The organism is Paenibacillus cisolokensis (assembly GCF_018403665.1).
GTDB lineage: Bacteria > Bacillota > Bacilli > Paenibacillales > Paenibacillaceae > Paenibacillus_AH > Paenibacillus_AH cisolokensis.
Window position 1 is genome coordinate 1 of record NZ_BOVJ01000106.1, and the last position, 11,481, is coordinate 11,481.

The window sequence follows — 11,481 nt, forward strand, 5'->3', positions numbered from 1 at the left end:
GAGGTCAAAAATTCTGTATTATCGCAGAAATTTGAGCGTTCGGGCTGTTAATAGCGGAGAAAAAACTGCACTTTTGCAGTATTGGTTTTGAGCCGGGAAAACGTATCGAATATCCCCTCGCACACCACGCTGACATATGAGCCATGAACATGTGAGACAGCCTCTTCGACTTGCTGCACGCCGCGTCGTCAATTCGTATTTTTCTCGAGCAGCAATCGTTCGCCGGGCGCCATGACTTTGCCCTTCAGGCCTTTCTCCGCCAGCATCCGGACGAACGTCTCGGCGTCCTGCTTGATCAAGTCGAATGTATTGTAATGGACAGGCACAACCAGCTTCGCCCCGAACCATTCGGCCGCCTGCACCGCATCTTCCGGCCCCATCGTGTAATTATCGCCGATCGGCAGGAAGGCGAGATCGATATCGTACCGGTCGCCAATCATTTTCATGTCGCCGAACAACGCCGTATCGCCCGCATGCAGCACCGTCAGCCCTTCGGCCTTTATAATAAAGCCGCCCGGCATGCCGCCGTAAATGATCTGCCGCTCGTCTCCCAGCACGATGCCCGAGCTGTGAAACGCCTGGATCATTTTCGCTTTGGCAAAGCCCAGATCGACGGTTCCTCCGAGGTTGATCTCCTTCGTTTTCAACCCTTTCCATGCCATATAATTGGCCAGCTCGTAAGTCGCAACGACCGTGGCGTCGTTCTGCCGGGCAACCGGCTCGGCATCGCCGATATGGTCGCCGTGCGCATGCGTCAGCAGCACGTATTCGGCTTTAATCTCTTCCGGCTTGGTGACGGCAAGCGGGTTCCCTCTCAGAAACGGGTCGATGACGAGCGAGTGCGTGCCGACCGTCAATTGGACGCACGAATGTCCGTGATAAACAATTTCCATTATGTATCCCTCCCTCAAAATTAAGGTTTGTCTCCCGACGAGCGTTCTACGGGTGTTCTATATCAAATTATGAACGGGATCGGAACAAACTGCAACCCATGGCAAACAGGCCTTACCCTGTCAAGGATAAGGCCTGCCGATGACGGTCCCGGCAAGAGACGGTCAAATCCACGCTTTCAGGTTAATTTGACGGATGAAATCCTCCCGCGACTGAACGTCTTTGCTGCCGCCCGATTTTTCCGACTGGTCTCCGCCGTTCATAATTCTGCGAAACAACTCTTCGTTGCGGGTCGCCAGCGCAAAATCGATCAACGCTTCCCGTTCCACACGGTCGACTTCCTGCGAAATGAGCGTTTCTTCCAATTCCACATCGTCGCCCGGCACGAGAAAATTGCGATTGACCTTCGGCACCCGCACCACGTAGTCAAACACATTATCCGCGTTGCGATCGTAAGCAATAATATAGCCATACTCCCCGACGGGGAGGTTCTGTTCGAATCGGTCGGACACAATGACCACTTTCTGGCCCAGTTTCAGCATATTCGCTTGCCCCCTGTCACAAAACCGCTAGTCTGTCGGACGATATAAGTCAGACGATAAGTTAAGATTCTACTAAAAATGATTCTACTAAAAAAAGTAACGGTGTCCATGAATGGGGCAAACAAGTCGTAACTGAATCGGCCGAACTTGCGAAAACGGGCTTAATCCGCCGGATGAGCGCGCACCGCCCGCACCGCGATCAAGACGGAGCCGATGACGCAAAGCGCCGTGACGGCAACCGTCGGCCAGAGCGACCCGGCGGCGCCTTCCAGCAACAGCTCCCGGGATGCCGCAGGCAGTCGTCCGGGCGACCAGGCCAGCTGCCGCGGAAAGAGCGACGTCAGCAGCGCCAGCGCAGCGAACGTGCCGAGCGCCGAGAAAGCCGCGGCAGCCGGGCTTTTCCACAGAGCGCTGAACATAAGGGCGGAGCTGCCGACGACGAGCAGCCACAGCGCATAAAGAGCCGCGCCGGCCATTGCGTTCCCGACCGCAACGGGGCCGATCAGCACGACGGTATAATACCAGGATGCTGCATAGCCGGCGGCCAGCGATGCCGCGACGAGCGCCGCCATCGCCAGCCACTTGGACAACACGAAAGCGGCCGGGGAAACCGGCTTGACCAGAATAAGAGCGCCAGTCCCGGTATTCCGCTCCTGTGAGACGGCCCCCATGAATGACAGGGCGATAATGAGCGCGCCGAATATGCCGTACTGCTCGAGCGTTCCGGCCAATATTTCGCCGCCCGACGGCAGCGGGATCGAAATGACCGCCCCTTCCGGCAAGTTGCCTGCCGCGTCCAGCAGCTGCGGGAGGAAATAATACGACACCGGCTGCATAATTCCTAGCAGAATGAAAACGAGCGGAACCCACAGCCATTTCCAGCTCCTCGCCAGTTCCAGCCATTCCTTGCCGAGCATCGCCGCCAATCCGCGCATCACGTCGACACCGCCTTCATAAATACGTCTTCCAAAGTCGAATATCCGGCTTCGATCCGGGCCACCTTTACTCCTTCGTCCGCCATTTCGCGAAGCAGCAAGCGCCGGGCCGCATCCAGATCGGAAACGGCAAACCGGATGCCGTCCTCAAACGGCAAAGCCGATACGACCGGTCCGCCTGCCTTGCCGGCGCGTCTCTTCACCCATTCGAGAGACGCTTCGTCCCGTTCGGTACGAACCGTAATGACCGGCTCGCGATAGCGTTCCCGGATATCCGGCAAACTGCCCTGCACGACGATCCGTCCGTCGCGGACAATCATAATGTCGTCGCAAAGCTCCTCCGCATCGGGCAGGACATGAGTGGAAAACAGAATCGTCGTCTCACGCTTCAGTTCCTTCAACAGCTCCAGCACCTCTCTTCTTCCGACCGGATCGAGCGCAGAGACCGGCTCGTCCAGCACAAGCAGCTTCGGCCGATGAACGAGCGCCTGGGCCAGCCCGAGCCGCTGCTTCATGCCCCCCGAATATGTGGCGATGCGGCGGCGGCCGGCACCGGCCAGTCCGACGCGCGCCAGCAGCTCGTCCGCCGTCCGTTTGGCGTCCGCCGCGCGCAGACCGCACAGCCGCCCGGCGTACATCATATATTCGCGGCCGCTCATCCAGCCGTAAAAGGAAGGCGACTGCGGCAAATAGCCGATATGCGCCCGAATGTCGCTCCGCTCAGGCAAGCCGGTAAAGGCGATCCTGCCTTCCGTCGGGCGGAGAAGTCCTGCCAGCATGCGGATCGTCGTCGTCTTGCCCGCTCCGTTCGGCCCGAGCAATGCCGCACACCGGCCTTCGCCGATGGCGAAGCTGATGCCGTCGACCGCGCGGACGCCGCCGAACGATTTCACCAGTTTTTCTGCCGTCAGCAGCGGCTTCATCCGTCCATCCTCCTGCCGAACAGGAAGAAGGCGACCGGACCGATAATATTGACGACGACGATGACGATCGCCCATACCCATTTCGGGCCGCGCGTATGTTCCGCCTTGATCAGCGCCGTGAGCGCCGCGACCATCAGGATCAGCTGCACAACAACGACCGGACCGATAATTTGCCACAGCTTCGGGTCCGACCAATGGAAATCCATATCATTCACTCTCCCTTAGCTTCCTTCACTTCACTTTGCGCTTGCGGCGAACGAGCAGCCAATAGAAGAGGAGCGGCAGCGGAAACTGAATCAGTCCCCACAGCCCCCAAAACCACGGATACCGCTTCCGCTTGCGGGCATCGATAAACAGCCATGTCGACTGGGTGAGCATGATCGGGGCGATGACGAGCCAAACCCAATACTCGACTTCGGCCAGTTCTTTCAACGATTCGGCCAATCGCGCTTCACCCGCTTTCCGAACCGTCTGAAGACGAACCACAAAGCGCCGGCCAATCCTGCAGCCTGCAGGACGGCGAACAGAGGCAGATCGTAGTTCAGCAGCCAGAACATGACGGACAGAACCGCAAACGATGCCAGCCAGAACAGCCCCAAGTCCCGCCACAGCGTCCGCTTGAGCCGCCGCCGCTCCTCAACGAGCGCTTTGAACCACCATTCCGGCGGAACGCCCGGCTCGTGAAGCTCTTCCATACGGTCCAATGCCCCTTTGATTTTGCTGTGAAACCACAGCTCATCGCGATCCCGTTCACGCATCGTCGCCCAACTCCTTCCGCAGTTCGTTTATTCCGTTATGAACTCTCGATTTGACGGTTCCCGCCGGTATGCCCATCATCGCGCCGATTTCATCGTATCCGTAGCCGTAATAATGCTTCAGCAAAATCGCCATCCGCACGCCCGGCGGCAGTCGGCCGAGCGCATCCATAGCAGCCGGCCATTCCCCTTGCGCCTGCAGCGTCTCGTAACGGAGCGAGCGCGCTGCGTACTCGTCCTGCCGCCACCTTCGTTCCCTCTTGCGCCGCCGGGCGGCGTCGATGACGAGCCGCGACGCGATGGCGACAAGCCAGGTTGAAAACTTCGAGTCGCGCCGGAACGCGGCGATGCTCTCGATGGCCCGGATCATCGTCTCCTGCGCGATATCTTCGGCGAGCGGACGGTTCATCGTCACCTTCAGCAAATAGTTCATGACGAAAGGGTAATGCTCCCGAAGCAGGGCGGCCAGCGCATCCGCATCTCCGCGTACCGCACGGGCTATGCGAACATCCTCGTTATCCAAGCGAGAACATCCTTCCTTCTGTATTCTGTATTCTGTGACGAATATTTGCATTTGCCAGTATGACGTACAGGATGGCCAAAACGTTCACAGCGATGCAAACCGTTTCGAAAAAACATCTTTGCAAATAACACGGAAGCGGAAGCTCCGCTTGGAGGAGCTTCCGCTTCCCATTCGCTCATTACGGCAGAACGATAAGCCCTTCGGGGTAGCAAGTCAACGGCCGCGGCCCGCCTTCCGTTACAAGATACGTATCCTCCACACCGACGACGCCGCGGCCCGGGAACGCAAATTTCGGCTCCACCGCAACGGTCATGCCGGGTTCGAGCGGATCGTCGAAACCGTTCGCCAGCACAGGCCATTCGCCGACCTCAAGCCCGATGCCGTGGCCGAGAAACTTGACCCGATCGGCGCCGAACCCCATAAAATGTTCCGGCCATCCGGATTCGTCCGCCAGCCGCAGTGCTTCCTGATACAAGGCGGAACATCGCACGCCCGGAACCATCCTCCGCCTGGCTGCCTGAAGGATCGCTTCGGACCGCTTGTACGCTTCGGCCAGATCATCGGGCAATGCGCCGATGACGGCCGTGCGCGTCTGATCGATAACATAACCGTCGACGCAGCAGCCGATATCGATCAGAATCGGCTCGTCGCGCGCGAACGTCTTGCCGCTGACGCCTTGGGCTGCGGCGGGGCCGAGACCTCTTCCGCCCGCCGGCCCGTCGAAAGCGGAAGGCTCGGCCGCCGCGGCTCCCGAGCCGACCATACCGGTGACAATCTCCTGATTGTAACCGCGCACGCGCATCATGCCGATATGCCCGCGAATCCGCAGCTCATATTCGAGACGGGCCATCCAGGCAAGCTCGGTTACGCCTTCGCGCAAATCGTTCAAAGCCTCGGTCAGCGCGTCGCTGACGATGCGCGCGGCCCGCTCGATGCGCGCAATCTCCCAAGGCGTCTTGACCGCCCGGACCCGCCTTACGAGCGCTGAGCCGTCCGCCAGCGTCGGCGCGGAAGCCGCTTCCCCGCTCCGCAGTGCTTCAAGGAGCCGCAAATAGGTTTGCGCCGGCATCGTATCGAGATCGGCGGCCAGCGTCCTGCCGCCGCCCGCCGCAAACAGCTGCGGGCAATCCCGCTCCAAGGCGGCCCGGAAGCCGCGGAGCGAACCGAGCGGCGCCGTGCGGACCGCAGACTCCCGGGCCGCCCGCGTCAGACTGCGGCGGACGTAGAATACCGCTTCCCCCTCGGCCGGGATCACCGCATAGCCCGTCTGCATCGACCCGGTAGCGTACAAAATATCGACGTTCTGCGTCAGCAGCAGCCCGTCGTATCCTTCCCGCCGCAGCGCCTGCTGCAGACGGACGATGCGTCCGTGCACTTCTTCTCTCGGTATGCGATATTGGTCCTCTATCATGAAGCAGCTCCTCTCAAGTCCTGACTTTCTCCTTTCATTAGAGCAGGTCGGCATCCGGCTCGTCAACCTCATCTCTAAAGCCTTCCTGTCGTCCGCTGTCGCGAAAGGGATTGTCCGCGAGATCGGCGGGACCGAGTGAACATACGAATAAAATGGCCCGTTGCGGTCATGATAAGGTTTGAACTTTCACCTATGTGAGGAAGCATGCTATGAAATGGAGAAACTGGTTTTCGAATCGATCCGATCAATCGAATTCCCGCACCGATCATAACGGGGCGCTTCCCGATGCGAGCGGTCCGCCGACGCTGGAAAACATCAAGTTATTGTTTCAGGATATTCACGATGCGCATGTCCATGAGCTAATGGCGGACGGTCAAATCGTGAAGCTGTTTTATATCCGCTCCCTGGTAGACGGAACCCAACTGCAAAGCGATATAGTGTTTCCGGTACTTCACAGTACCGCAGGTCAAACCGGGTGGAAAGTCATATCCGACGACGTTATACAAGTCAAGACATTATCGCAGGCGCAAGAACAGATTTTGACCGGATCCGTGCTCGTTATTTATGAAAACGGGCTCGTCTACGCGGTCAATAAAAAGAATACTCTCGGCCGCTCTATCGATACTTCCGAACAGGAAGCCATTATGTACGGTCCGAAAGACAGCTTGAGCGAACAACTCGAAAACAGTTTGACGTTAATTCGCCGCAGACTTCCGGTCCCGAACCTGAAATCGAAAAAATATTCGCTCGGTTCATTAAGCAAAACCACGGTCATCCTTCTTTATATGGAAGGCATCGTCAATCCGGAATTGGTCCGAATAGCCGATCAAAAAACGAAGGCGATCGATTTCGACGCCTTTTTCGATTCGGCGCATCTTTCCGCTTTTCTGGAGGATCACGTGTTCAGCGTTTTCCCCCAATTCCAGCAAACGGACCGGCCCGATGTTTTGGCCTCGGCGCTTTCAAGCGGCAAATTAGTTTGGGTAGTCGACAATACGCCGTTCGCATTGGTTGCGCCCGTTACCTTTTTCGACCTTTTCCAGACTCCCGAAGACTACGTGCATCGATGGATGGTCGGCAGTTTTCTGAGGGGTCTTCGATTTGTTGCCTTTATGATCGCACTTGTTTTGACACCGATCTATGTGGCGGTCACCGTGCATCATTATCAAATGATCCCTCTGGAAATGTTGTTTGTGCTCATGCAGTCCCGAAGCGAAGTTCCGTTCACTCCGCTATGGGAGGCTTTGTTAATGCTTTTGACGCTTGAAATTTTGAAGGAAGCGAGTTTGCGTATGCCGACCAAATCGGGCCAAACCCTAGGCGTCGTAGGAGGTATCGTAATCGGACAAGCTGCGGTCCAGGCAGGGATCGCCAGCAATATCCTGATCATCTTTATTTCCATATCCGCCATCGCGTCCTTTTTGGTCCCCAATTATTTGATGACCAACTCAGGAAAATTAATCCAGTTTATTTTTCTCATTTTGGCCGCATGGCTCGGAATGTGGGGCGTCGGGTTCGGAATATTTTGGCTTTTCATCCATCTGCACGGTCTGACTTCGTTGCGCCAGCCTTATCTGGCGCCATTAGTCCCGTTTTACAAAGGCGACTGGAAGGACACCATTGTCCGCTTCCCGATCAAGGCACTCAAAACCCGTCCCCGTTACTTAAAACCGTTGGCGCTATATAAAATATCCAAAAGGAGGACATGATGCATTCCAATGTCCGTTCTATCGATTTGTTTGCGATTTCCAAGCCGATCAACCCGCTGACATGGATGTTTCTTGTCAACCGTCTGCAGACGCTGTACTATATCTTTTTTTGCCGAACATCGTGACGGACCCGTCCATGATCTGGCTCATTCTGCTTGCCGCGGCATGCTCGCACTTCAATATATGGCTGCTCGGCAACTGGTTTCGGCAGGAAGGCTTGCCCGAAGGATATTTGGGAACCTTCCGTCTGTTCGGCAGGAAGGCGTTATGGCTCCTCTCGTTAATCGGTCTGCCTGTTCTTTTGATAAAGTGCGCCTTGATGATGCTTGGCTACGTGGAAATCGTGCATTATATATTGTTTCCCTCCCTGACTCCGAAACTGTTTGTCGTGCTGCTGCTGTTCGCCTGCTTGTATCTGGCGCGATTGGGCATGGAACAAACGCTGCGTTTTAGCGTCATCGCTTTTATCGGAACCTTTTGGATTATCGTGTTCTATATTCCGTTCATTTTACCGCCGAAAGCCGACTACTATCATCTTCTGCCCTTGATTCCGGATCGGGTCGTCCCGTATTCTTGGCAGATGTTTTTGATGCTGTGGACGGCTTTTGCCGGTCCTGAATACTTGCTGGCGCTGCCGAAAAAGCAATGGACGATCGACGGTTCAAAAGATATTTACGGATTGGAAATGTCTTGAGCGCCATTGAATATGTCTTCTTTATCGGCATAGCCTTATTATTTTACGGGTCGGAATATTTGCAGAAACTGGATTTTCCAGTCGTTCAACTCATTCGCTACATACAACTTCCGATTGCCGAACGTCTGGAAATGTTTATTATTCCGGCATACGCCCTTTCCGTCATTTATGTTGTAGCCGTTTTTCTGCTGTATGCAACGGGGGCACTCCAGATTGTAACCGGCACTTCACACCGCTGGTCCAAACGAAATCTGGGGGTAACGTTTGTGCTTCTTCTTTCGACGACGCTTGCGATACAACACTGGGGGTGGGCAAACGAAACGGGGAAGGTTCGGTGGATCGAGTGGCATAACTGGCTTGATGCATCGACCTATGCCGCTCTCCCTCTTCTCCTTCTTATTGCAAAATTACGGATCCAAAAGCGAGGGGCTCGCCATGCAACCCATAAGCCGACAAATTAAACGAGGGATACTTTTTCTTTTTTTCCTGATCAATTGCGGCTGTTCTTCATTTAGCGTAAAAGCGAACACAGTCGATGAGATATCCCCGATCATCATGCAATATATTGACCAGAAGGACGGCCATTTGCAAGTATCAACGATTATCCCTCCATTGAAAAAGGAGCAAAAAAGGGTCGTTACGACTCAAGCAGCGTTAATGGAGGAAGGGAGATACAAATTGGATCATAAATATTATCGGGAAATGAAAAACGGGCAATTGCGAATGGTGCTGATCTCCAAGACATTGGCCCGGAAAGGTCTTATCAATGTGATCAATACTCTTATACTTGATCCGGAAATCTCGGATCGAATTTATCTCGCCGTCGTGGAAGGCGATATGATCGGCTACTTAAACGGCCAATTGCAAAGAAGGCAGGAACAGATCGATTTTTATTTGTACAGGATGATGAGCCACCATGAAAAGCAGAGGGAATTGACGATCATTAATCTTCATCAATTTATGGAAAATTGTACGACCCCTATGCCGATCCGATCATGCCTTTATTTTCTGTCGAAGGTAAGGATTTTGTTTACAAAGGTACGGCGTTGTTTCAAGACGACCGGATGATTGACGTAATCCATCCGCCGGAGGACTTGTACTTTCAGATGCTCTCTCGAAAAAACCGTCAGCTCAAAATTATCCCGATGCCGGCTATGCAAACGGCCATCGGCGAAGTGTACACGACCCGCCATATTCGGTTTTCCCGTTCGTTCCGTGAAGTCCGGATCGATGTCACCCTAAAGGGAAGGGTAGAAGAATACAAGGAAAACACCAACTTAAGCGATTCGGCAGATACGGCTTCCTGGGTCCGTTCACTGGAAAGCCACGTCGAGTCGGAGATGAACCGGTTAATTCGCCGGATCCAGTCGCAGTCTATAGATCCTATTTCCGCGGGAAAGCATACGCTGGGACTTGCAAGCCGACCATTTAGCGGAGAAAATGGAGGCAACGTTGGCCTCATATACAGGTTCGCGTGAAGGTACACGTGAATCTGGAAAATATGGGTACGCTGAAACCGGGAGAATCCAGATTCACGCCAAGACATAACTACAATCTTTTTTGACATACGGGCAACATCTCGTCTTCTTCTTCGATCAAACGATGATGACGGAGATGGACGCCAACGACCGATGTCGAGGTTACCCGCGTCAGGCCGCCGCTCGATGCGAATGGAAGCTTCGCGCTCGACCAATCGATCGCTTCCGGCCAGTACAAAGAGAAATTGCTGTACGTTCTCGCCCTGGGCAGAATATTCGAATGAACTCGCTTCCGCTTCGCCGAACATCGGGAAATCGGACGGAGACACCCGGAACACTTCAACCGTACACCAGCTCCGCCGCCCCTTTCACTTCCCACTCGATCGGCTCCAGCACGCTGAAAATACGCGGATATTGAAGCCGGATAATCATGACGACGCCCGGACGCTGCAGCGTCACCTCGTAGCCGTATTGTTCATTGCGGTACGTGTAAGGAAACGTCCGGTCCGCATTGACGATTTCGAACGCCAGCACGTCGACTCTGTCCCGCCAATAGCTCCCGGGCAGCGGCTGACCGTTCGTATCCAGCCGCAGGTTGGCTTGCAAATAACGGAGCGCCTCTTCGGCGGCCCGCTTCTCGTCGATGCGGAAGCGCCCCGCCGCGAGCGCCGCCTCATCCAGCTGCTGGGCCGCCGCGTGGACGGCGCGGTTGACCGCATGCTTCCCCTGGAAAAGCGCCTGAACCGCCATTTCCTCGTCGATCTGCAGCGCGCCGCCCCACAGCCATATCCCCATCATCAGCAGGAGAAGCAGCAGCTTGTACAACCGATCTCCTCCTTTCGCACCTTTTTGCCTTATGGTACGTATTCGCTCATTTTCAGCCCGCCCGCGCTCATCCGCTCGTCCGGCGACGGCGGGGCGAGGCCGATCAGCCGGTCGATTTCGAACAGCCGCTCGAACGGGTAGCTGATCGCAAGCCCCAGCCCCGTGCCGCGCGGCAGCGGCTGACCCGGATCGTCGGCGGGCCGGCCGTCCGTGGCATAAACTTCGTACTCGAGCCGTTCAGGCCGCATGCCGAATGCGGCCAGACGAAGACGGGACTGCTCGATCATACGGCTGTCGATATAGCCGTGATCGCCGTTCGCCCCGATCTCCAGCATGTAATCGACTTCTTTCTGCAGCACCGCCTGCCGGACGATCAGCACATGCTTGTAAATCGGAGAGAACATGACCCAACACAGCATGCCGGCGAACAGAACGAACACCAGGATCTGCTTCATGGGCTGAGCCGCCTCAGCGAATCGGCGAACGCCCCTCCGGCTTGCTCGAGCTGCCGCTTCGTCCCGCTCTCTCCCCCGGCAATGCTCGTGAACAGAACGATGGCCGTCACGATCAGCAGCAGCGTCATTAACAGCGCTCTCATAGCGGATTCCCCCCAGTCGTCAGGCTGCCGGCTCTACGGCACCAACGTGCCGATGCTCGTATTGGCCGCGTTGCCCTGGCTTTGAATCTGCGCGCGCGTCCCTGTCGTATCTTTGGCGATAATGTTGTTGAACAGAAAAATGACGACCACGAGCAGCATCACCGTCATCAAAATATTCCGCATCCGATCACCTCCCC

At 55.8% G+C, this 11,481-nt stretch carries 19 protein-coding genes; 6 read left to right on the forward strand and 13 right to left on the reverse strand.

All coding sequences use genetic code 11. The annotated features are described in order from the left end of the window. Window positions 1–188: 188 nt before the first annotated feature. The 9 genes from PACILC2_RS14950 to PACILC2_RS14990 form a co-directional block, all read right to left on the reverse strand. Window positions 189–893, reverse strand: a complete 705-nt coding sequence (locus PACILC2_RS14950; protein ID WP_062495283.1) for a metal-dependent hydrolase — start codon at window positions 891–893, stop codon at window positions 189–191. Window positions 894–1,055: 162 nt separating this feature from the next. Then, a complete protein-coding gene (locus tag PACILC2_RS14955; protein ID WP_062495286.1) occupies window positions 1,056–1,433 on the reverse strand; it encodes a hypothetical protein in 378 nt (125 codons plus the stop codon). A gap of 161 nt (window positions 1,434–1,594) precedes the next feature. Beyond that, the gene (locus PACILC2_RS14960; RefSeq protein WP_244863540.1) at window positions 1,595–2,368 is read right to left on the reverse strand and encodes an ABC transporter permease; all 774 of its coding nucleotides are present in this window, start codon (window positions 2,366–2,368) and stop codon (window positions 1,595–1,597) included. Beyond that, window positions 2,368–3,291 carry an ABC transporter ATP-binding protein gene (locus PACILC2_RS14965; protein WP_213529307.1) on the reverse strand — a complete coding sequence of 308 codons (924 nt, stop codon included), beginning with the start codon at window positions 3,289–3,291 and terminating at the stop codon, window positions 2,368–2,370. The genes PACILC2_RS14960 and PACILC2_RS14965 overlap by 1 nt, the downstream gene beginning before the upstream one ends. Continuing rightward, a complete protein-coding gene (locus PACILC2_RS14970) occupies window positions 3,288–3,497 on the reverse strand; it encodes a PLDc N-terminal domain-containing protein (protein ID WP_213529308.1) in 210 nt (69 codons plus the stop codon). The genes PACILC2_RS14965 and PACILC2_RS14970 overlap by 4 nt, the downstream gene beginning before the upstream one ends. A gap of 25 nt (window positions 3,498–3,522) precedes the next feature. Beyond that, window positions 3,523–3,735 carry a hypothetical protein gene (locus PACILC2_RS14975; protein WP_062495294.1) on the reverse strand — a complete coding sequence of 71 codons (213 nt, stop codon included), beginning with the start codon at window positions 3,733–3,735 and terminating at the stop codon, window positions 3,523–3,525. Continuing rightward, window positions 3,720–4,049, reverse strand: a complete 330-nt coding sequence (locus PACILC2_RS14980; RefSeq protein ID WP_062495296.1) for a YxlC family protein — start codon at window positions 4,047–4,049, stop codon at window positions 3,720–3,722. Before PACILC2_RS14980 ends, PACILC2_RS14975 begins: the two co-directional genes overlap by 16 nt. Next, window positions 4,042–4,569: an RNA polymerase sigma factor SigY gene (gene sigY / locus PACILC2_RS14985; protein ID WP_244863533.1), complete on the reverse strand. Its 528-nt coding sequence runs from the start codon at window positions 4,567–4,569 to the stop codon at window positions 4,042–4,044. Before sigY ends, PACILC2_RS14980 begins: the two co-directional genes overlap by 8 nt. Before the next feature lie 178 nt (window positions 4,570–4,747). Next, window positions 4,748–5,980: a M24 family metallopeptidase gene (locus PACILC2_RS14990; RefSeq protein ID WP_213529310.1), complete on the reverse strand. Its 1,233-nt coding sequence runs from the start codon at window positions 5,978–5,980 to the stop codon at window positions 4,748–4,750. A 209-nt stretch (window positions 5,981–6,189) separates the two neighbouring features. On the opposite strand from PACILC2_RS14990, the gene PACILC2_RS14995 reads away from it, so the two are divergent. From PACILC2_RS14995 to PACILC2_RS15010, 6 genes are all read left to right on the forward strand, one after another. Continuing rightward, window positions 6,190–7,689, forward strand: a complete 1,500-nt coding sequence (locus PACILC2_RS14995) for a spore germination protein (protein WP_213529311.1) — start codon at window positions 6,190–6,192, stop codon at window positions 7,687–7,689. Beyond that, window positions 7,686–7,814 carry a hypothetical protein gene (locus PACILC2_RS28035; RefSeq protein ID WP_280515322.1) on the forward strand — a complete coding sequence of 43 codons (129 nt, stop codon included), beginning with the start codon at window positions 7,686–7,688 and terminating at the stop codon, window positions 7,812–7,814. Before PACILC2_RS14995 ends, PACILC2_RS28035 begins: the two co-directional genes overlap by 4 nt. 11 nt (window positions 7,815–7,825) lie before the next feature. Beyond that, the gene (locus tag PACILC2_RS15000) at window positions 7,826–8,383 is read left to right on the forward strand and encodes a GerAB/ArcD/ProY family transporter (protein ID WP_213529312.1); all 558 of its coding nucleotides are present in this window, start codon (window positions 7,826–7,828) and stop codon (window positions 8,381–8,383) included. Then, window positions 8,380–8,844, forward strand: a complete 465-nt coding sequence (locus PACILC2_RS15005) for a GerAB/ArcD/ProY family transporter (protein ID WP_244863534.1) — start codon at window positions 8,380–8,382, stop codon at window positions 8,842–8,844. The genes PACILC2_RS15000 and PACILC2_RS15005 overlap by 4 nt, the downstream gene beginning before the upstream one ends. A gap of 94 nt (window positions 8,845–8,938) precedes the next feature. Then, complete coding sequence (locus tag PACILC2_RS29755; protein WP_443678851.1) at window positions 8,939–9,451, forward strand: Ger(x)C family spore germination protein; 513 nt, start codon at window positions 8,939–8,941, stop codon at window positions 9,449–9,451. Further along, window positions 9,352–9,861 carry a Ger(x)C family spore germination C-terminal domain-containing protein gene (locus tag PACILC2_RS15010; RefSeq protein WP_213529314.1) on the forward strand — a complete coding sequence of 170 codons (510 nt, stop codon included), beginning with the start codon at window positions 9,352–9,354 and terminating at the stop codon, window positions 9,859–9,861. Before PACILC2_RS29755 ends, PACILC2_RS15010 begins: the two co-directional genes overlap by 100 nt. 339 nt (window positions 9,862–10,200) lie before the next feature. On the opposite strand, the gene PACILC2_RS15015 is transcribed toward PACILC2_RS15010, so the two are convergent. The 4 genes from PACILC2_RS15015 to PACILC2_RS15030 are packed head-to-tail and all read right to left on the reverse strand — an operon-like array spanning window position 10,201 to window position 11,467. Beyond that, window positions 10,201–10,686: a hypothetical protein gene (locus PACILC2_RS15015; protein ID WP_062495314.1), complete on the reverse strand. Its 486-nt coding sequence runs from the start codon at window positions 10,684–10,686 to the stop codon at window positions 10,201–10,203. Window positions 10,687–10,715: 29 nt separating this feature from the next. Next, window positions 10,716–11,141 carry a hypothetical protein gene (locus PACILC2_RS15020; RefSeq protein WP_062495316.1) on the reverse strand — a complete coding sequence of 142 codons (426 nt, stop codon included), beginning with the start codon at window positions 11,139–11,141 and terminating at the stop codon, window positions 10,716–10,718. Next, on the reverse strand, window positions 11,138–11,284 hold the full coding sequence (locus PACILC2_RS15025; RefSeq protein ID WP_160327841.1) for a hypothetical protein: 147 nt from the start codon (window positions 11,282–11,284) through the stop codon (window positions 11,138–11,140). Before PACILC2_RS15025 ends, PACILC2_RS15020 begins: the two co-directional genes overlap by 4 nt. A 33-nt stretch (window positions 11,285–11,317) precedes the next feature. Further along, on the reverse strand, window positions 11,318–11,467 hold the full coding sequence (locus PACILC2_RS15030; protein WP_201024046.1) for a hypothetical protein: 150 nt from the start codon (window positions 11,465–11,467) through the stop codon (window positions 11,318–11,320). Between the last annotated feature and the right edge of the window lie 14 nt (window positions 11,468–11,481).